General features: G+C 37.0%; 11 protein-coding genes, 1 tRNA gene and 3 rRNA genes. 5 read left to right on the forward strand and 10 right to left on the reverse strand.

Features of this window, described 5'->3' with window-relative positions:
* The gene (locus tag CLAN_RS04930) at window positions 1-957 is read right to left on the reverse strand and encodes an NAD(P)-binding domain-containing protein (RefSeq protein ID WP_096027181.1); all 957 of its coding nucleotides are present in this window, start codon (window positions 955-957) and stop codon (window positions 1-3) included.
* 189 nt (window positions 958-1,146) lie between these two features.
* On the opposite strand from CLAN_RS04930, the gene CLAN_RS04935 reads away from it, so the two are divergent.
* Complete coding sequence (locus CLAN_RS04935; RefSeq protein WP_096020577.1) at window positions 1,147-1,614, forward strand: hypothetical protein; 468 nt, start codon at window positions 1,147-1,149, stop codon at window positions 1,612-1,614.
* A 6-nt stretch (window positions 1,615-1,620) separates the two neighbouring features.
* Here CLAN_RS04935 and CLAN_RS04940 read toward each other — a convergent pair whose 3' ends face one another.
* The 5 genes from CLAN_RS04940 to CLAN_RS04960 are packed head-to-tail and all read right to left on the reverse strand — an operon-like array spanning window position 1,621 to window position 6,883.
* On the reverse strand, window positions 1,621-3,282 hold the full coding sequence (locus CLAN_RS04940) for a lytic transglycosylase domain-containing protein (RefSeq protein WP_096017312.1): 1,662 nt from the start codon (window positions 3,280-3,282) through the stop codon (window positions 1,621-1,623).
* Window positions 3,260-3,550 (reverse strand): YggT family protein, encoded by a 291-nt coding sequence (locus tag CLAN_RS04945; protein ID WP_086245646.1) that lies wholly within the window; start codon window positions 3,548-3,550, stop codon window positions 3,260-3,262. The genes CLAN_RS04940 and CLAN_RS04945 overlap by 23 nt, the downstream gene beginning before the upstream one ends.
* Window positions 3,547-4,836: a glutamate--tRNA ligase gene (gene gltX, locus CLAN_RS04950; protein WP_100590734.1), complete on the reverse strand. Its 1,290-nt coding sequence runs from the start codon at window positions 4,834-4,836 to the stop codon at window positions 3,547-3,549. The genes CLAN_RS04945 and gltX overlap by 4 nt, the downstream gene beginning before the upstream one ends.
* A 3-nt stretch (window positions 4,837-4,839) precedes the next feature.
* Window positions 4,840-5,517: a 7-cyano-7-deazaguanine synthase QueC gene (gene queC, locus CLAN_RS04955; protein WP_086235220.1), complete on the reverse strand. Its 678-nt coding sequence runs from the start codon at window positions 5,515-5,517 to the stop codon at window positions 4,840-4,842.
* Window positions 5,510-6,883: a phosphomannomutase/phosphoglucomutase gene (locus tag CLAN_RS04960; protein ID WP_086287012.1), complete on the reverse strand. Its 1,374-nt coding sequence runs from the start codon at window positions 6,881-6,883 to the stop codon at window positions 5,510-5,512. The genes queC and CLAN_RS04960 overlap by 8 nt, the downstream gene beginning before the upstream one ends.
* A gap of 127 nt (window positions 6,884-7,010) precedes the next feature.
* On the opposite strand from CLAN_RS04960, the gene thiF reads away from it, so the two are divergent.
* The 4 genes from thiF to CLAN_RS04980 all read left to right on the forward strand — a co-directional run bounded on the left by thiF (window position 7,011) and on the right by CLAN_RS04980 (window position 12,488).
* Window positions 7,011-7,814, forward strand: a complete 804-nt coding sequence (gene thiF, locus CLAN_RS04965) for a sulfur carrier protein ThiS adenylyltransferase ThiF (RefSeq protein ID WP_100591053.1) — start codon at window positions 7,011-7,013, stop codon at window positions 7,812-7,814.
* Window positions 7,807-8,568, forward strand: coding sequence for a thiazole synthase (locus CLAN_RS04970; protein WP_086227187.1), 762 nt, complete (start codon window positions 7,807-7,809; stop codon window positions 8,566-8,568). The genes thiF and CLAN_RS04970 overlap by 8 nt, the downstream gene beginning before the upstream one ends.
* Entirely contained in the window at window positions 8,569-9,741 is a 1,173-nt protein-coding gene (thiH, locus tag CLAN_RS04975; protein ID WP_100590735.1) for a 2-iminoacetate synthase ThiH, read from the forward strand.
* A 1,169-nt stretch (window positions 9,742-10,910) separates the two neighbouring features.
* Window positions 10,911-12,488 (forward strand): flagellin B, encoded by a 1,578-nt coding sequence (locus CLAN_RS04980; RefSeq protein WP_100590736.1) that lies wholly within the window; start codon window positions 10,911-10,913, stop codon window positions 12,486-12,488.
* Window positions 12,489-14,926: 2,438 nt separating this feature from the next.
* Here the strand turns inward: CLAN_RS04980 and rrf are convergent.
* The 4 genes from rrf to CLAN_RS05000 all read right to left on the reverse strand — a co-directional run bounded on the left by rrf (window position 14,927) and on the right by CLAN_RS05000 (window position 20,386).
* Window positions 14,927-15,046 (reverse strand): 5S ribosomal RNA (rrf, locus tag CLAN_RS04985).
* 151 nt (window positions 15,047-15,197) lie between these two features.
* Window positions 15,198-18,228: ribosomal RNA gene (locus tag CLAN_RS04990) — 23S ribosomal RNA — on the reverse strand.
* A 490-nt stretch (window positions 18,229-18,718) separates the two neighbouring features.
* Window positions 18,719-18,794 (reverse strand) — tRNA-Ala (locus CLAN_RS04995).
* Window positions 18,795-18,874: 80 nt separating this feature from the next.
* Window positions 18,875-20,386, reverse strand: a 16S ribosomal RNA gene (locus CLAN_RS05000).
* The 16S, 23S and 5S rRNA genes sit together here with 1 tRNA gene alongside, the layout of an rRNA operon.
* Window positions 20,387-20,676 lie beyond the last annotated feature (290 nt).

A 20,676-nucleotide genomic window follows, 5' to 3' on the forward strand; every position in this document is an offset into this window, starting at 1 on the left:
TTACGCCTTGTTATTTACTATATAATTGATAATTTTATGCGCATGATTGAGTGCTGAGACTATACTAGCACCATTTTTACTAGCGATATCACCACCGACAAATAGCCCTTTAACATTTGTTTGTAAATTCTCATCTACAATAGGCTTAGTATCACTATCAAGCTCTATGCCACATTTTTGTAAAAAATCAACCGGAGTTGAGCCGCCAATTGCGTAGATGATTCTATCATATATTTCGACACTGCCATCGCTGTAATTTACAGATACCTTGCCATTGTCATTTTCTATCCCTGTGATATCAACGCCTAATTTTAAGGTTAATTTGCCATTTTTAACGCTATCTTCTACAGCGGCTAAATTTATATCATTTAATCTTGTAAATGTAGATCTTCTGTAATTTAGCGTTACTTCATTACAGCCACTCAGATCCACCGCATACTCAGCCGCTGAATTTCCCCCACCTACTACGATGATCTTCTCACCGCAATTACAATTATTTAGATTATAATTTACAACTTGGATTAGTGATGGTGGAATTTTATATTCTGGCTTATTTGGTTTGCCCATTCTGCCGATTCCTACCATTACATTTTTAGCTTTAAACACCCCTTTTGCTGTGCTTACTAATAGATTATCGCCATAAGGCTTAACCCCTTCAACCTCAGCATTAAATATAGCTTCAATCTGGCCTTCATCTAGCAATTTATCAAAGTAATTTAGCGTGCTTTCTTTAGTCCCATCAAAGAACTCCACGCTACCTTTAGTCTCGCTATCAAGGCCTTTATAGACCTTATCTACTCTTTTGCCATCTTTATAAAATTTGCGTATAGTTTGAGAGTGATTATCACCCTTTTCTAATAACAAAACATTAGCAAATCCCGCTCTTTTAGCCTCAACGACTGAAGCTATACCAAATGGCCCACCGCCTATGACTATTACATCATATAAATTTTCCATATTACTCTCCATTTATTATATTTTTAAGACTTAAAATATTTAAATATATCTAAATTCAACTTAAATTACTATTGATTTTTTAAAGTAAATTATAAGATAAATTCAAAATATATTTTAATTAAATAAATACAATACAATTTAAAGATTAAACATATAAATGGTATAATTTGACAAAAAAGGAGCAAAATATTGAAAAATCTATTTTTAATCTTTATAGCTATACTTTTTGCTGGTTGCTGGGGCAAAAGCTCTTTACACTCACAAGCCAATCTTAAAAATGAGCTATTAGCTTATACACAAAAATATGACAAAGATGGAATCTTGCTAGTAGCTACATACCTAAATCCAATATATCAAGGCGAATTCGTCACTGAATTTGAAGGTAGCGATATCTTTATAGTATCTATCTATCCAACTCATATCTCGCCAATTTCTATTAATATCAACTCACACCCGGCCTTAATCCAAAAGCTAAGCCCAAATGACAAATTAACTAGCCTAACATCGATAAATATGCCTTGGAGCAATCACTATAAAGTCAGCCTAACAGCCCAAGAGACAAATGTATTAGATCTAAATATATCCTTAGATAACAACTCTACAGCAAATTTAAAATTCCAAAAAGTCGCTAGATCGCTATATTGGAATACCAAATAAGGTGAGCTAAAAACTCACCTTATCTCTAAATTTATCACTCAACTCAGGTATCAAAACATTATCTAAAAATCTCGATATCTTAGTGCTTTGACCTAAAGCCGCTAGATAGATTATATAGTTTGCTAAAACCTTTTTACCATATATTCTACTCTCAGCATATGGCACCAAATCCATAGACAAAAATGGCTCATATCTGCTATATTCACTCTTACGATTAAATAGATCCCCACGAAGCAACATACGCTTAGTAAAGCCGATCCCGCCATTATAAGCATATGCTATAAATAGCGGATTATATAGATAATTTTCTAAATAATCTAAATGGAAATTCGCAAATTTATAGGCAATTTCTGGCTTAAACATATCATCAATATCAAATCCGCTAATCCCAAGCTTACTCGCTACATCTCTAGCCAAAAACGGCATAAATTGCATCATCCCAAGAGCGTATGAAGTAGATATCGCACTAGGGACAAATCTACTCTCTTGCCTAGCAAGAGCCAAAATCAACGCTTGACGCTTTACATCATCAGTACCGATATGCTCCATAAATGGCATAGGATAGAAGTGAATTTTGTAGTTGTGAGCCTTCTCCATTATATAGCTATACTCTCCAAGAGTGCTTTGAGTATAAAATCTCGAAGCATAAGAGATAAGCTCAGAATTAGGCATATTAGCTACTTTATTTCTAGTCCTTTGCCAAGTAAATGGATCGGTATAATCATACTTTAATAACTCTTTAGTAGGTGGATTAGGCACTGCGATTTTGATCTTTTCGCTACTGCTAAATTCCCTAGCATAAAGGCTATAAATATTGATATCAGCGCTATTAGCTATAGTTTTTAATATATTTTTATCTTTTGTGATTAGATATATCCAGAAATTTGCGTTGTCTATATTACTAGCAAATTTAGATCTCTTAGCTGCTATTTCAAAAAATTTAACCGCCTTTTCATCTTCATGAAACAATATAGCATTTAAACCAAACAAAAAGGCTATCTCGCCATTAAGGACGCTTGGATCTATATCTAGCCATCCTTTTCTAAGCTCATTATTTTTTTTACCTATTATTGAATCTTGGACGATTGATTTAAACTGCCAATGCGTAAGGCTATTTACTACTAAAGCTTGAGTGAATTTATATCGCTTTAAAAACTCATCTCTATTTTTAGCGCTAAAATAGTATTTAAAATACCCTATAGTATCACCTATCTTCATATAGTATGCTAGTGGGTCATCCTTGCTAAATCCTTGGACAAAATTATAAAATTTAGATTTTGTATCCTTTAATCTCTTAGCCAAATCCGCCCTTTGAGCTGGGGTTAGAGATTTTAGAAATTTAATACTAAGAAGCGTATTTTGGCAAGTAGCATCTGCTTTATGAATATTGCTAAAATTATATTTGACACACTCATCTAATCTTTTTTGTATGACGCCTAATTTCTTATCAAAAAACTCTCTAATACTCCCTTGATAGCGATAAATTTGAGTTCTAAGATTTTTTAGTTGAGCCTTATTAGCTCTATTTTCTGTAGCAAATCTATAGATATAATAATCCTTTGCCAAACCTTTTGGCGCTACTTTTAACTGCTCATAACTTAGCACCTCCGCCCAAAGTGGAAAAGCTAACAATATCACAAACAGACTAAATTTGATAAGCCAACGCACGGATATATCCTAATACAAATCTACTTATAAACTCCAAACCAAGAAGTATTATAATAGGCGCTATATCGATCCCACCAAAGATCGTTGGAATTCTAAGCTTTCTTATGAGATTATACGCTGGGGCGCTAAGGCGATATAGCAACTGGACAATAGGATTAAACGGATCAGGTCTAACCCAACTTATAAGCGCCGCTGCGATAATGACAAATATATAAGCCCTTATCACCATATCCAAAATATCAACTACCGAAATAATAAAATGCGTCATCTAGCTACAATCTCCTTAATATCAGATCTTATCAATGGATATAGATCTTTAAGTTCTGGGCCATGCTCAGCGCCCGTTAAAAGCAATCTAAGTGGCATAAATAGCGATTTGCCTTTTAAATTTGTCTCATCAGATATCACAATTTTAAGCTCATCAAAGCTATGTGGAATTTGCATATTTAAGATAACTTTTCTTATCTCATCAGCCTCTTTTTGCCATTGTGGTGGGATGATTTTGGCTGAGTTAATAGCGTCAATTTTGGCTATTATTTCAGGGATTAAGCTACTTTCTTGAGTATAGAATCTAGCTAAATCTGGCGAGCTAAATCCAAGCTCAACTAGTCTATCATCACTAGCGAGTTTGATATGCTCTCTATTGATTTGAGCGAGCTTTTCTTCGCTAAATTTAGCTGGCGAGCGTGAAATATTGCTTATATCAAACCAACTAGCAGCCTCTTGAATAGTAAAGATTTCACACGGCGTTTTATTGCCTATTAATATTAGATAATTTGCTATCGCCTCAGGCATATAACCCTTATCCAAAAGATAACTAACAGAAGAGCTATTATCCCTTTTGCTCATCTTTTTACCATCCATATTTAGGATTATAGGCAAGTGAGCGTAGCTTATCTCTTGAGTATATCCTAGGGCTTCTCTAATCAAATTTTGCTTTGGAGTATTGCTTACATGATCTTCTCCCCTAATTATCATAGTTACACCCTCAAGCATATCATCAATCGCACAAGCGAAGTTATATGTAGGAGTTTTATCAGCTCTTAATAGCACAAAGCTATCTATATTTTCAGGCTCAAACACTATCTCGCCTTTGATTTTGTCTGTGAATTTTTGTGTTGTTTTAGGTGCTTTTAGCCTCAAAGCCGCTGGGCGTGGATTGTTTAAAATCTCTTCATCGCTTAAGTTTTCACAACTCCCATCATATCTATATGCTACGCCATTTCTAGCGGCTTCTTCTCTCTTTTTTTCTAGTGCCTCATCATCACAAAAACACAAAAAAGCCTTCTTATCTATTAAAAGCTTAGCCCCAAACTCTTGATGAAATTTAAGATTTTGGCTTTGATAATAAAGGGTATCCCATTTAATCCCAAATTTCTTTAAAATCTCCATTATCTCTTTATCTTTGCCCTCTATATTTCTCTCTTTATCAGTATCTTCTATACGAAGTATAAAGCCACTCTTATCTTGAAGTGAAGATATATAATTTAATATAGCAACTCTCAAATTCCCAATATGCATATCACCTGTTGGCGATGGCGCAAAACGATACATATCTTAATCCTTAAATTTAATTTTTTTATACTCTATAGGGTCGATTTTGCCACTATCTCTAAACCCTTTTAGTCTTAATAGACAGCTATCGCACTCCCCACAAGCAGCCTCCCCGCTCTCATAGCAACTCCAAGTATTAGCTAGATTCACACCAAGTTCATAGGCCTTAGAGACTATTTGCGATTTTGATAACCCAATTAAAGGTGCTTTAAAGACAAACTCACATCCAGTACCTAAATTCACCGCTCTATTCATCGCTTTTAAAAACTCAAGCCGACAATCTGGATAGCCACTACTATCAGCCTCTACTAGTCCCATATATATAGCCTCGCAATTTCGCACCTGAGCCACACTCGCACCAATAGAGATAAAAATCCCATTTCTAAAGGCAACATAGGTATTTGGCAACTCCTTATCATTTAGTGAGTTTTTTGGAATTTCAATGCTTTTATCAGTGAGAGAATTCCCACCAACACTAGCTATAAAATCAGCATTAATCACGATTCTATCTACAACCCCTAAATCATCGCAAATTTTATCAAAGCACTCACGCTCTTTTAGCATTGTTCTTTGATGGTAATCAAAATGTAACCCCACAATCTCATAGCCCTCACTCTTAGCGATACTAGCTGCTACTGCGCTATCCATACCGCCACTTATAATACACAAAGCCCTACGCATTGATATTAGCCATAATTTTATCTACCAAAGCTATCACGCCATTTTGAATTTCTAGCATATTTTGCTCTGAATTTGCTTCAAATCTAGTGACTATCACAGGAGTTGTATTAGACGCTCTTACTAATCCCCAGCCATTTTCAAATTTAATTCTCACCCCATCAATATCGATAATATCAACTATCTTTGGTAGCCCATTATTAGCTCTATTTAACTCAATTTTTAACGCCTCTATAATCTTAAATTTACTCTCATCATCGGCTTTTATCTTCATCTCATCGGTTGAATATAGCTTAGGTAATTTATCTAACTCCCCATCCAAATCAAATCCATTTGCTATTAGCTCAAGCACCCTTATCATCGCATATACACCATCATCAAAACCAAAAAATCTCTCTTTGAAAAATATATGCCCACTCACCTCAGCCGCCATATCAATATTTAGCTCTTTCATAGCTTTTTTGATATTGCTATGACCGGTTTTGCCCATGAAGCTTTTACCGATTTTATCTATCTCATCATACATATTTTGACTACATTTGACCTCGCCTAAAACCCTAGGATTTTTCATATTTTTAGCATATAAATAGGCTAAATCATCCCCTTTTATCGTGCGTTTTGGCGTTAAAACCGCTATCCTATCAGCATCCCCATCAAATCCAAACCCAATATCATAGCCATTTTTCAAAGCCTCTTTTAGCTCTTTTATATTCTTCTCTTCACTAGGATCTGGATGGTGATTTGGAAACTCTCCATCAGGCTCTGGGTATAGCACATTAAACTCCAGCCCAAGCGCCTTAGCTATAGGCATTAGAGTTATACCCGCTACACCATTTCCCGCATCGCAAATAATCTTTGTCTTTAGCCCTTTGAGATGCGAAAATTCCTTAGCATAAAAATCCACATATGAGCTTAAAATATCAAATTTAATAGCACTAAAATTATCTTCAACCACTCCACCACTAGCTATAAATTTATTAACGGCATCTTTTAAAGCTTGTAAATCATCACCAAAATAGCTATCTTTTTTAATCGTAATCTTAAATCCATTATACTCCTTTGGATTATGGCTACCAGTTATCATCACATTAGCATCAAATTTATCCGTAAAAACACTAAAATATCCAACCGGCGTAGGCAACATCCCAATATCATAAATCTCAAGCCCAGCCGCATTAAATCCACTCACTAAATACCCAAATAAATCCCTAGCCGAAACCCTAGCATCATATCCTACGCTTACACTCTTTACTCCACGGCTTTTCATCACATTGCCAAGGCATATTCCTATTGCTTTGACACTTTGCTCATTTAAATCTTTTTGGTAAATTCCTCTTATATCATACTCTCTAAATATAGAATCAAACATAATTTTAGCCTTAAATCAATAATAAGGCGAGAATTCTAGCCAAATTTTTATAATCATTAGTTTAAATTTTATAAATTTTAATAGGCATTTAATAGCTATTTTGTCTTTTTTGGCTATAATCACACCTATGAAACAGATAATAGTAAATTCAATCACAAAAAATGTAAATTCCAACACACTTTCTCAGTTGCGAACAGAGCTTGGCTTTGATGATAGCGTGATTACCATATATAAAGGCTTTGCTACTAATGATGATTTAGAGCTAAGCGATGGTGATAGCGTAGTTTTTATAAACAAAGGCGAGCTTCCGCCAAAAGAGTGCTTAAAAGAGATGATGAGAGCTAGAAATAGCCCTGAGGTAAATATCGCTCTTGATAGTGCTAAAGTCGGTATAGCTGGGCTTGGCGGCCTTGGTAGTAGCGTGGCTATAGCCTTAGCTAGAGTTGGGGTAAGCTCTTTAAAATTAGTTGATTTCGATACCGTAGATCCATCAAATTTAAATCGCCAACAATACTTCATAGATGACCTTGGCAAATACAAAACCCAAGCCCTAGCAGATATAATCGCCAAAATTAATCCATTTGTAAGCGTAGAGATAGAGACCGTAAAACTAGATGAAAACAATATAAATTTAGTATTTCAAAACTACGATATAGTGGCTGAATGCTTTGATAATCCTAAAGCCAAAGCTATGCTTATAAACAATCTCAAAAACAAAATTATAGTCGCCGCAAGCGGTATGGCAGGATATGGTAGAAGCGATGATATCAAAACAATCCAAATGGCCAAAAACCTCTATATCTGCGGAGATTTAAAAAGTGCTGCAAGCATAGGAAATGGCCTTATGGCTCCAAGGGTCGGTATCTGTGCTATGAAACAAGCAAATCAAATTTTAGATATTTTAATAAAGCGAGTAAAAGATAATGGATAAACTAAATTTAGGCGGAAGGCTATTTGATTCTAGATTTATTATGGGAAGTGGCAAATTTGACCCCGAGCTAATCACCGCTTGTATAGAAGAAGCAAACGCTCAAATCATCACCCTAGCAATCCGCAGAGTAAATAAAGATAGCGATATAAGCATAACCAAATTTATCCCCCAAAATATCACCCTACTACCAAACACAAGTGGTGCTAGAGACGCTAGTGAAGCCCTTAGAATCGCCCGTTTAGGTAGAGAGCTTGGCTGTGGCGATATGATAAAAATAGAAGTAATTAGAGATAGCAAATTCCTACTACCTGATAACTATCAAACATTAAAAGCCGTTGAGCTTTTAGCTAGTGATGGCTTTATCCCACTTGCTTATATGATGCCAGACCTAGTCGCTGCTAGAGATATGGCAAACGCCGGCGCAGCAGCCATCATGCCCTTAGCCGCACCAATCGGATCAAATAAAGGCCTAAGCAATAAAGATATAATCCAAATTTTAATAGATGAAATAGACCTACCAATCATCGTAGATGCCGGTATCGGTCGCCCTAGCCAAGCATGTGAGGCTATGGAGATGGGTTGCGCTGCTGTGATGGTAAATACCGCTATTGCCACAGCTGGTGATATCAAAGCCATGGCAAGAGCCTTTAAAAACGCCGTTATAGCCGGTAGAGACGCCTATCTAGCTAAATTTGGTAGAGTTATAAATACCGCTCAAGCTAGCTCGCCACTAACTGGATTTTTAGGACAATAGATGAAATTCATACAAAAAACAGACCCAATGGATTATCTACCATCGCAAGAGCAGATCAAAAGCGATATAATGCTAAGGGTTTTAAATGAACGCCAAAATGTGGATTTTGATAAATTCAGTGCCTTTGATGTCCAAAAAGCCTTAGATAAAGATAATCTAAATTTAACAGATCTTCAAGCCCTTTTAAGCCCAGTAGCTGATAATTTTCTTGAAGAGATAGTAGCCAAATCCAAAGCCACCAAAGAGCGATATTTCGGTAAAAATATCTATCTTTTCACCCCGCAATACATAGCCAATCACTGCGATAATAACTGCGTTTATTGCGGATTTAAAGTGGGTAATGATATCAAAAGAGCGCAATTAGACGAAAATGATATCATCAAAGAGCTAGAAAATATCGCTAAAACCGGATTAAAAGAGATACTCATCCTAACAGGCGAATCCCAAACCAAAACACCGCTAAATTATATCGCAAACGCTTGTAGATTAGCTAAAAAATATTTTGATATAGTTGGCGTTGAAATTTATCCATTAAATAGTGATGAATACGCTATTTTACATGATAATGGCGTAGATTTTGTAACCGTTTTTCAAGAGACTTATAACCCTATAAAATATGGCAAAATTCATCTATACGGCAACAAAAGAGTCTTTCCATATAGATTTAACGCTCAAGAAAGAGCATTAATAGGCGGTATGCGTGGCGTGGCATTTGCGGCGCTTCTTGGGATCGATGACTGGCGCAAAGATGCTATGGCAACCGCTCTTCATGCATCCTTAATCCAAGCCAAATATCCTCACGCAGAAATTTCCATCTCCGTCCCACGCCTAAGACCGATTATCAATAATAACAAGATAAACCCACGAGATGTAACCGAACGAGCCTTATTACAAGTGATCGCTGCTTATAGGCTGTTTTTACCATACGCCAATATAACGCTTAGTAGCCGTGAGAGTGCGTATTTTAGAGATCATGCCATAGCTCTTGGCGTTACTAAAGTCTCAGCCGGAGTAAGCGTAGCTATCGGCGAACACGGTGGCAAAGATGATGAAAGCAAGGGCGATGGACAATTTGAAATAAGCGATAATAGAGATGTCAATCAAATGAAAATCGCTATCAAAAATGCCGGCTTAACACCAGTTATGAGCGACTATGTCGATAGCAAAATTTAAAGCTTAAATAAAGAATATTTAAATTCCCATTATCCATAAAATCATTTTTATTAAAGCTCGAAGAGTTTTAATAAAAATGGTATAAATCTGTGCGAAGCGCAGCAATAGGATACCCCACTTGCGGGGCTTTAGGGGTTTTCTCAAAGAGAAAGCAAAGCTTTAGAAAGGGCGTAGCCATTCATCGCAAAGGTCGGCTTTGCTAACCTGCGAAGTTAGAAATAGAAGGCTTTTACAGGGGGTTAGGGGTTGTTAAAAGCGAAGCTAAGGTGTTGCTATCCTTCGTAGCGTCGCAAAGGATGATTTACATCGTTTTTGCTGTTACGCTACTCAACTGCCAAAAAAGCGCTTTTTATTTTTACCTACTTTTAGCAGCGTAGCAAAGCCACGCCTAAAGTAGCAAACACTAAAGCCCCGCAAGCGGGGTACCCCTATAAAAATCCGTGGTGTAAGCCACCCATTGAAAGGCTTTTACAGGGGGTTAGGGGTTGTTAAGGGGGAAGCCAAGGTGTTGCTATCTTTCGTAGCGTCGCAAACGATGATTTACATCGTTTTTGCTGTTACGCCACTCATCTGCCAAAAAAGCACTCCCCTTCCCACTTAAAAAAGAAATATCTTTAATATTTTAAATTTTATCAACTTCATCACAAATACAGACTTTAGCTCTAGCAAAGTCAAAATTTCTCTAATATTTAAACTCACAAACAACTAAAAAATAAATTTAAATTACCAAATTCACATAATATTTCATAAATTAAAAATATTAGCAAAAATTTAAAGCTTAAATAAAGAATATTTAAATTTCTATTATTCTAAAAATGATTTTTATTAAAATCTCAAAATAGATTTAAAAATAAATTTCTTCACTATACAAATCTATAAAAACCAATAAAATTCAAATTTTCTCAAATTTAATTACATTCTCATTACAAATTCATTTTAATCCATTTTTCTTTAATTTTTTACCATTATATTACTTACAACTAACCATTAAAATATAATTAATTTAAGTGATATTTAAGCCAAAAAGGTAAATTTATATAAAAATTTTTAAATTTTTTAAAAAATTTAGTGAATTCCCCCCCCCATATTAATATTTTAATCTTTCGTGCGATATAATGAAATATGCTTAAGCAAAGGATTAAGCTTAAATCTTTTAATAAGGATAAAATATGAGTTTTAGAATCAACACTAACATAGCAGCGATGAATGCTCATGCTAACTCACAAATCACAGATAGAGCACTTAGTAGCTCACTTGGTCGCCTTAGTTCAGGCCTTAGAATTCAAACAGCAGCTGATGATGCTTCTGGCTTAGTTATTGCTGACTCACTAAAAAGCCAAGCCAACTCATTAGGTCAAGCTATATCTAATGGTAATGACGCAATAGGTATAGTTCAAACAGCTGATAAAGCTATGGATGAACAGATTAAAATACTAGATACTATTAAAACCAAAGCTATCCAAGCAGCTCAAGATGGTCAAAATAGTGATTCTAGAAGAGCCCTTCAAAATGATATTAGCAGACTTCTTGAAGAGCTAGATATGATAGCTACTACTACAAGCTTTAATGGACAACAACTACTAAATGGTAACTTTAGTAATAAAAACTTCCAAATAGGTGCTTATAGCAATGAAACTGCTAAGGTAAGTATAGGGGCTACAAATTCAAATACTATAGGGCATACGAGGTTTGAGACTACTTTGAATACTTATGTATCTGTGGTGTCGCTAATCTCAACTGGCGATACTTTGACAATAAAACTCAGTGGTGTTGATGGTTATCCTAATGGCTATGAATTTCAAGCTATAGATGCGGATACTCTAAAATCAGAAGGTTACAAAGCTGTAGCTGAAATGATGAATGGTGTAAGTGATAAAACTGGTGTAAAAGTAAATGTAAATAATACTCAAGTTATGTCCGCGGCAATAGCTGGTGGTACAATTAATGATTTAAAAATCAATGGTGTTACAATCGGAAATGTAACATTTAAAGCAAATGATAGCGATAATACCTTAATCGCAGCGATCAATGCTAAAAAGGATGAAACAGGCGTAGAAGCTAGTTTAGATAACGGAAGACTAGTCTTAGCAGCTAAAGATGGTAGAGCTATAACAGTAGATACAAATTCCGCTGGTGGATTAAGTAATGCAGGTGGTAAAGAAACCGCATTTAGTACAGGTGGCGTAATTTATTTAGGTCAATTAACTTTTGTCCGCCAAGATGCTAGGGATATTAAAATAGGCTTAAATGGTATGTCGACTGTTGCTTCTACAGTATTTAGTTCAAACGCAGCAATAAGCAAGGCTTCTGTAGCTTCAAATGCCTACAATCAAGCTAGTGTAAATTTAAAATATATGAATGCTGGAACAATTAGTGCCACGATAGCTAAAGCAATGGGATTTTTCAATGGCGGAGCTTCTGATGCAGGTCAGCAAGTAGATCAAGCCGGTGGGGTAAATACCTATGGTGGTGCTCAAGCTATGGTGGATGTAGCAGAATCAGCTAGAAAAACTTTGGATAAACTAAGAGCAGATCTAGGCTCAGTCCAAAACCAATTAGTAGCAACTATCAATAACATCACAGTTACCCAAGTCAATGTCAAATCAGCTGAAAGTCAGATAAGGGATGTGGATTTTGCTAGTGAGAGTGCGAATTTCTCTAAATTCAATATCCTAGCTCAAAGTGGTAGCTACGCCATGAGCCAAGCCAACGCCGTCCAACAAAATATTTTAAGATTGTTACAATAATTTAAATTTTTTTACTTCGCACGGCAACAAGTCGCCGTTTGCGGAAAGCACCATCCTTTTGACCCCGCACTAAAGTCCCATAAATGGGGTACCCCGCTTGCGGGGCTTTAGGTGGGTCAAGGGAGTGTAACTCCATGTCGTAAAGCTGGGCTTAGCTCAGCTGCGAAGTAAAAATGAACTACCCCTATAAAATCCGTGGCGAAGCCACCCATTGAAAGGCTTTTCCAGGGGGTTAGGGGTTGTTAAGGGGGAAGGGGTAGCGGCTGCCAAAAAAGCGCTCCCCTTCCCACTTAAATTAAATTATCTTTTACTTCGCAAACTAGCAAAGCTAGTCTTTGCGATAAACTTTAGAAAAGTTTAATCAAACTAAAGCCCCGCAAGCGGGGCGCCCCAATTCTTTGCCCGAAATTTTTTAGAAATTTGAATTTTAAATTTATATTTCTTTTTTATGGATTTAAATTTTTTGAAATATGAGAGAAATTTAAATTTTTCTTTTCTTTTTTAAGTGGGAAGGGGTACCCCATTTATGGGGACTTTAGTGTTTGCTACTTTAGCACGGACTTTGTTCGTGCGTTAAAAGTAGGTAAAAATAAAAAGCGCTTTTTTGGCAGATGAGTAGCGTAACAGCAAAAACGATGTAAATCATCGTTTGCGACGCTACGAAGGATAGCAACACCTTGGCTTACCCCTTAACAACCCCTAACCCCCTGTAAAAGCCTTTCAAAGTTGCTGCGCTGGGCGCAGATTTTACTTCGCAGACTAGCAAAGCTAGTCTTTGCAATAAACTTTAGAAAAGTTTAATCAAACTAAAGCCCCGCAAGCGGGGCGCCCCAATTCTTTGCCCGAAATTTTTTAGAAATTTGAATTTTAAATTTATATTTCTTTTTTATGGATTTAAATTTTTTGAAATATGAGAGAAATTTAAATTTTTCTTTTCTTTTTTAAGTGGGAAGGGGTACCCCATTTATGGGGACTTTAGTGTTTGCTACTTTAGCACGGACTTTGTTCGTGCGTTAAAAGTAGGTAAAAATAAAAAGCGCTTTTTTGGCAGATGAGTAGCGTAACAGCAAAAACGATGTAAATCATCGTTTGCGACGCTACGAAGGATAGCAACACCTTGGCTTACCCCTTAACAACCCCTAACCCCCTGTAAAAGCCTTTCAAAGTTGCTGCGCTGGGCGCAGATTTTACTTCGCAGACTAGCAAAGCTAGTCTTTGCAATAAACTTTAGAAAAGTTTAATCAAACTAAAGCCCCGCAAGCGGGGCGCCCCAATTCTTTACCCGAAATTTTTTAGAAATTTGAATTTTAAATTTATATTTCTTTTTTATGGATTTAAATTTTTTGAAATATGAGAGAAATTTAAATTTCTATTATTCTAAAAATGATTTTTCTTAAAGCTCTTTTAAGTTTTAATAAAAATCATTTTACAAGTAATGTAAGTTTAACTACCATCACAAACCAACACCCCCCCCCAAAAAAAACACAAAAAATAATCATCACACATTCCACTACTCTTTTTCAGTACTCTATCTCTTTTTTAAATCGCAATCTCCCCAAATCAACCAAAAATCCCTCACAACCTCAAAAATTTAATTATATTACAATTATAAATTCTTTTTAATCCTTTTTTTCTTTAATTTTTCATACGCCACCTACAGCTCAATTATAAAATCTAATATATTTAAGCTAAAATTAAAATTTATAAAATTACTTAGTAGATACACATATCTTTTTTAAATCAATAATAAAATAACTCTATGATAAATAAAAAAGTTATTTGATTGCTAATATTAAAATTTAAATAACTTAGATAAGCGAGGCAAATAAAGAAATTTTAATAAAAAGATAAATAATAACACAAATAAAAGTAATTACAATATATTAATTTAAAAAAATAAACATAAAAAAACTATTTAATAACATACCAATTTCATATATCTATACCTAAATCACTAATAAAAATAGAGCTATTATAAAGTTTCATAATGGTATATTAAACACCCTATCATATCATATCATATCATATCATATCATAACATTAATTATTTATAACCAAATCTCCTATTAAGAGTATAAAGTTAAAAATTCAAAAGCCTGGGGCAGATAATAAAGATAATAAAGATAATAAAGATAATAAAGATAATAAAGATAATAAAGATAATAAAGATAATAAAGATAATAAAGATAATAAAGATATATTCAAAAGCATACAAACATTAAATCTGGGAATATAAATAAATATAAATAAATATAAATAAATATAAATAAATATAAATAAATATAAATAAATATAAATAAATATAAATAAATATAAAAAATCTTTTAAAACTACAGTAATCATAAATAGTTTAACAATTTAAAAAGATTAATCTATAAATAATTCCATAAAAGAGGATTAAGAGATAAAAAGAAAGAATATTAAAAAGATTTTAACAAAGCTCGCAGCAACCTACTTTTCCAGCATCCCAGTAAGGGAGAGTATCATCGGCCATGAAAAGCTTAGCTTCTTGGTTCGAGATGGAGCAAGGCGTTTCCTAATCATGTATAGCCACGAGCAGTGTTAAATAAAATATCATATCAGAAAAGATGATATCTTATTTAACACTGCTTAGAGTATTAAAGCTAAAAATCACTAAGTTTAATATCTAAAAATATTCTAAAAACCTAAAAGGATTATATTTTATCCTTAACAAGGAAGTGATGCTTATAAGATAAGCAAACGAGCTATTAGTACTGGTCAGCTAAAGGACTCTCATCCATTACACACCCAGCCTATCAAACTAGTAGTCTACTAGAGCTCTTAAAAGAAGATTCATCTTGGAGTTGGCTTCGAGCTTAGATGCTTTCAGCTCTTATCACATCCCAGCTTAGCTACTCAGCGATGCTCTTGGCAGAACAACTGATACACCAGTGGCTGGTTCAACCCGGTCCTCTCGTACTAGGGTCAACTCTCCTCAATCTTCTTACGCCCACGGCAGATAGGGACCGAACTGTCTCACGACGTTCTGAACCCAGCTCGCGTACCGCTTTAAATGGCGAACAGCCATACCCTTGGGACCTGCTCCAGCCCCAGGATGCGATGAGCCGACATCGAGGTGCCAAACCTCCCCGTCGATGTGAGCTCTTGGGGGAGATCAGCCTGTTATCCCCGGGGTACCTTTTATCCTTTGAGCGATGGCCCTTCCACACAGAACCACCGGATCACTAAGACCGACTTTCGTCTCTGCTTGACATGTACGTCTCGCAGTTAAGCTGGCTTATGCCTTTATACTCTACGAACGATTTCCAACCGTTCTGAGCCAACCTTTGTAAGCCTCCGTTACACTTTGGGAGGCGACCGCCCCAGTCAAACTACCCACCAGACATTGTCCTACCTAAGGATAACTTAGGCTAGTTAGCTACCCAAATAAAGAAGAGTGGTATCTCAACAATGGCTCACCATAAACCAGAGTCTATGGATCAAAGCCTCCCACCTATCCTGCGCATCTTTATCCAAATAGCAGTGTCAAGCTGTAGTAAAGGTCCACGGGGTCTCTCCGTCTTGCCGCGGGTAGGAGGAATTTTCACCTCCACTACAATTTCACTGGATCCCTCTTTGAGACAGCTCCCATCTCGTTACGCCATTCATGCAGGTCGGTATTTAACCGACAAGGAATTTCGCTACCTTAGGACCGTTATAGTTACGGCCGCCGTTTACTCGGGCTTCGATCAAGAGCTTCGCTAATGCTAACCCCATCAATTAACCTTCGAGCACCGGGCAGGCGTCACACCCTATACATCCTCTTACGAGTTAGCAGAGTGCTGTGTTTATGGTAAACAGTCGGGAGGGACTCTTTGTTGTAACCTTCAATGCTTTAGGAGTAAATCTTAATACAAAGTTAGGCACACCTTATACCGAAGATACGGTGCTATTTTGCAGAGTTCCTTAAAGAGAGTTCTTCCACGCGCCTTAGAATACTCATCCCACCCACCTGTGTCGGTTTACGGTACGGGCAATTATTACTAAACTTAGAAACTTTTCTTGGCTCGATAGTATCATGGATTCTCCATCTACTCCGAAGAGCGTCAAGAGCCTTTGAGGTCTCGGATAGAGAGTTACGGATTTGCCTATAACTCAACCTACGCCCTTAGACTAGCACTTCCATCCGCTAGCTCCATTAACTTTAAGCGTCCTTCCATCGCACATAATAATTGGTATTGGAATATTAACCAATTTTCCATCGCATACCCCTTTCGGACTTTGCTTAGGACCCGACTAACCCTACGATGACGAGCATCGCGTAGGAAACCTTGGGTTTACGGCGAAGGGGATTCTCACCCCTTTTATCGCTACTCATGCCTGCATGCTCACTTCTATCCGCTCCAGCACTCCTTACCGGTATACCTTCAACGCTGAATAGAACGCTCTCCTACCACTTGCACTTAATTCTAACTACTTCTAATTATTTTAGCTAAACTATTTTCTCATAATTTAATTTATATGAGTACAATTAAATTATGAGAAATATAACTTAAAAGCTCATAGCCAAATTTATAATCAGAATTAAGTGCAAGTCTAAAGCTTCGGTACTCATTTTAGCCCCGTTATATTTTCCGCGCAGAATCACTAGACCAGTGAGCTATTACGCTTTCTTTAAAGGATGGCTGCTTCTAAGCCAACCTCCTGGTTGTTTCAGTAACTCCACATCGTTTTCCACTTAAATGAGATTTAGGGACCTTAGCTGTTAGTCTGGGTTGTTCCCCTCTCGACGACGGATTTTATCACTCGCCGCCTGACTGCTGTGATTACACTTTGCGCATTCGGAGTTTGATAGGGTTTGGTACATTGGTGTATGCCCTAGCCCATTCAGTGCTCTACCTCACAAAGTTACTACACAACGCTATACCTAAATATATTTCGGAGAGAACCAGCTATCACGATGTTTGATTGGCCTTTCACCCCTATCCACAAGTCATCAGGAGCCTTTTCAACGGCCGTCTGTTCGGTCCTCCACTGGCTCTTACACCAGTTTCAACCTGCTCATGGATAGATCACATCGTTTCGGGTCTGCAGCATCTGACTATACGCCCTATTAAGACTCGCTTTCGCTACGGCTCCGGGTTTCCTTAACCTCGCCAGACACCACAACTCGCAGGCTCATTATGCAAAAGGCAGTCCATCACCCTGATAAATCATAGGGCTCTGAATGATTGTAAGCAAATGGTTTCAGGTTCTATTTCACTCTGATCACCTCAGTTCTTTTCACCTTTCCCTCACGGTACTTGTGCACTATCGGTCTAGTAGTAGTATTTAGGGTTGGATAGTGGTCTACCCAGCTTCAGACAGGATTACACGTGTCCCGCCCTACTCAGGATACTGCTAAGTATAAACGCACTTTCATATACGGGAGTATCACCCTCTATGCTTAAGCTTTCCAACTTATTCTATTAGATTGTTTAAGTCTATATTGCAGTCCTACAACCCCACTAGCAAGCTAGTGGTTTGCCCTCTTACGCTTTCGCTCGCCGCTACTAGCGTAATCTCGTTTGATTTCTTTTCCTGTTGGTACTAAGATGTTTCAATTCCCAACGTTCGCTCCGCATTGCGGTAGTATATATCACTATATACTGGGTTGCCCCATTCAGAAATTCCCGGATCAAAGCCCCTTGACGGCTCCCCGAGACTTATCGCAGCCTGGCACGTCTTTCATCGCCTCTACTAGCCAAGGCATCCACCATTTGCTCTTAGTAGCTTACCTTTTTTTAATTAGATTATTGATATTCTAATTCGCATCACTTCCTTGTTAAAGATAAAAATAGATAGCTAATCTTAAAATATAAAGAAGATTTTTACTAGATTTTACTAGATTTTTTACTACTCTTTTCTTTTATTAAAGATATGGCTATTAGATTTATAATATTTGAATTTAAATTTAATAAGACGGAAAGTATTAACTACTATTAAGTAAGTTTTAAAGCTTAATAGCTTGTGAAGTTAATATTTATAAACTATATCTTTTATATTATTGGGATAACAGTGTTTGATATAGAATATTTGAAATTAAACTAAATTCAAAGCTCTAACAAGTCCTGTAAAATTGTTTTAAATATTAAAACTTGATTGTGACTTTTAACAATGGTAATTTAAGTAACTTTAGACTAAAGTCTAATCAGAAAGTTTAAAATAAACTCTCTGATTAGACTTTGATTAATAAATTTATATTATTGCTATCTTTTAAATTTAAACTATGGTGGAGAATAGCGGGATCGAACCGCTGACCTCCTGCGTGCAAAGCAGGCGCTCTCCCAGCTGAGCTAATTCCCCTTGTCAATCTCTCAAACCTAAACAAGTGTGATTGAGATATATTGAAGTGATAATTGTGAGATTATCACTTTGTACTCTAGAAAGGAGGTGATCCAACCGCAGGTTCTCCTACGGTTACCTTGTTACGACTTCACCCCAGTCGCTGATTCCACTGTGGGCGGTAGCTAGTTTAGCATTCCGACTTCGAGTGAAATCAACTCCCATGGTGTGACGGGCGGTGAGTACAAGACCCGGGAACGTATTCACCGTAGCATGGCTGATCTACGATTACTAGCGATTCCGGCTTCATGCTCTCGAGTTGCAGAGAACAATCCGAACTGGGACATATTTTATAGATTTGCTCCATCTCACGATATTGCGTCTCATTGTATATGCCATTGTAGCACGTGTGTCGCCCTGGGCATAAGGGCCATGATGACTTGACGTCGTCCACACCTTCCTCCTCCTTACGAAGGCAGTATATTTAGAGTGCTCAGCCAAACTGTTAGCAACTAAATACGTGGGTTGCGCTCGTTGCCGGACTTAACCGAACATCTCACGACACGAGCTGACGACAGCCGTGCAGCACCTGTCACTAAGTTCTAGCAAGCTAGCACCCTCTTATCTCTAAGAGGTTCTTAGGATATCAAGCCCAGGTAAGGTTCTTCGCGTATCATCGAATTAAACCACATGCTCCACCGCTTGTGCGGGTCCCCGTCTATTCCTTTGAGTTTTAATCTTGCGACCGTACTCCCCAGGCGGTATACTTAATCCGTTAGGTGCATTACTGCCATGACTAGCACAGCAACAACTAGTATACATCGTTTAGGGCGTGGACTACCAGGGTATCTAATCCTGTTTGCTCCCCACGCTTTCACGCATTAGCGTCAGTTGAGTTCTAGCAGATCGCCTTCGCAATGGGTATTCCTGGTGATCTCTACGGATTTTACCCCTACACCACCAATTCCATCTGCCTCTCCCTCACTCTAGATTATCAGTTTCTCAAGCAGTTTAATGGTTGAGCCATTAGATTTCACAAAAGACTTGATAATCCGCCTACGCGTCCTTTACGCCCAGTGATTCCGAGTAACGCTTGCACCCTCCGTATTACCGCGGCTGCTGGCACGGAGTTAGCCGGTGCTTATTCCTTAGGTACCGTCAAATTTCTTCCCTAAGAAAAGGAGTTTACGCTCCGAAAAGTGTCATCCTCCACGCGGCGTTGCTGCTTCAGGGTTTCCCCCATTGAGCAATATTCCCTACTGCTGCCTCCCGTAGGAGTCTGGACCGTGTCTCAGTTCCAGTGTGACTGATCATCCTCTCAGACCAGTTATGCGTCATAGCCTTGGTGAGCCATTACCTCACCAACTAGCTGATACAATATAGTCTCATCCTATGCCGAAAAAACTTTCCCAACTTAACTTGTGTTAAGAAGGAGTATGGAGTATTAGCAGTCATTTCTAACTGTTGTCCTCCAGCATAGGGCAGATTAACTATACATTACTCACCCGTGCGCCACTAACTCATAAGAGCAAGCTCTTACTTGTCCGTTCGACTTGCATGTATTAGGCACGCCGCCAGCGTTCACTCTGAGCCAGGATCAAACTCTCCATAAAAAAATACTTTACAAAATAGTAAAGCAAGATCTTTATTATGAAGTTTTAATCTAAAAACTTAATTGTTTGTAACTATTAAATTAGCAATTAATAATTTAAATAATTAAAATTGCTTGGCTCAATCGATCACTTGTTTAGATTTCAAAGATTGACTATAAAAGATAGTTTAACATTATAAAATTAAAAAACAAAACAGACGATTAAGATATGATTTATCCAACCTTTGAAGTGTGGTAAGATGGTTTCTTAATTCGTGAGCTGGAATTATATAAGAGTTATACTTAATGTAT

Source organism: Campylobacter lanienae NCTC 13004 (genome assembly GCF_002139935.1).
In the GTDB taxonomy this organism is placed as follows: Bacteria; Campylobacterota; Campylobacteria; order Campylobacterales; family Campylobacteraceae; genus Campylobacter; species Campylobacter lanienae.

Bases quoted from the DNA above. Each gene is read 5' to 3' on its own strand.
- gltX (WP_100590734.1), bottom strand. From the start codon at position 4,836: ATGTATCGTTTTGCGCCATCGCCAACAGGTGATATGCATATTGGGAAT.
- CLAN_RS04970 (WP_086227187.1), top strand. From the start codon at position 7,807: ATGGATAAACTAAATTTAGGCGGAAGGCTATTTGATTCTAGATTTATT.
- queC (WP_086235220.1), bottom strand. From the start codon at position 5,517: ATGCGTAGGGCTTTGTGTATTATAAGTGGCGGTATGGATAGCGCAGTA.
- CLAN_RS04945 (WP_086245646.1), bottom strand. From the start codon at position 3,550: ATGACGCATTTTATTATTTCGGTAGTTGATATTTTGGATATGGTGATA.
- thiH (WP_100590735.1), top strand. From the start codon at position 8,569: ATGAAATTCATACAAAAAACAGACCCAATGGATTATCTACCATCGCAA.
- thiF (WP_100591053.1), top strand. From the start codon at position 7,011: ATGAAACAGATAATAGTAAATTCAATCACAAAAAATGTAAATTCCAAC.
- CLAN_RS04960 (WP_086287012.1), bottom strand. From the start codon at position 6,883: ATGTTTGATTCTATATTTAGAGAGTATGATATAAGAGGAATTTACCAA.
- CLAN_RS04930 (WP_096027181.1), bottom strand. From the start codon at position 957: ATGGAAAATTTATATGATGTAATAGTCATAGGCGGTGGGCCATTTGGT.
- CLAN_RS04980 (WP_100590736.1), top strand. From the start codon at position 10,911: ATGAGTTTTAGAATCAACACTAACATAGCAGCGATGAATGCTCATGCT.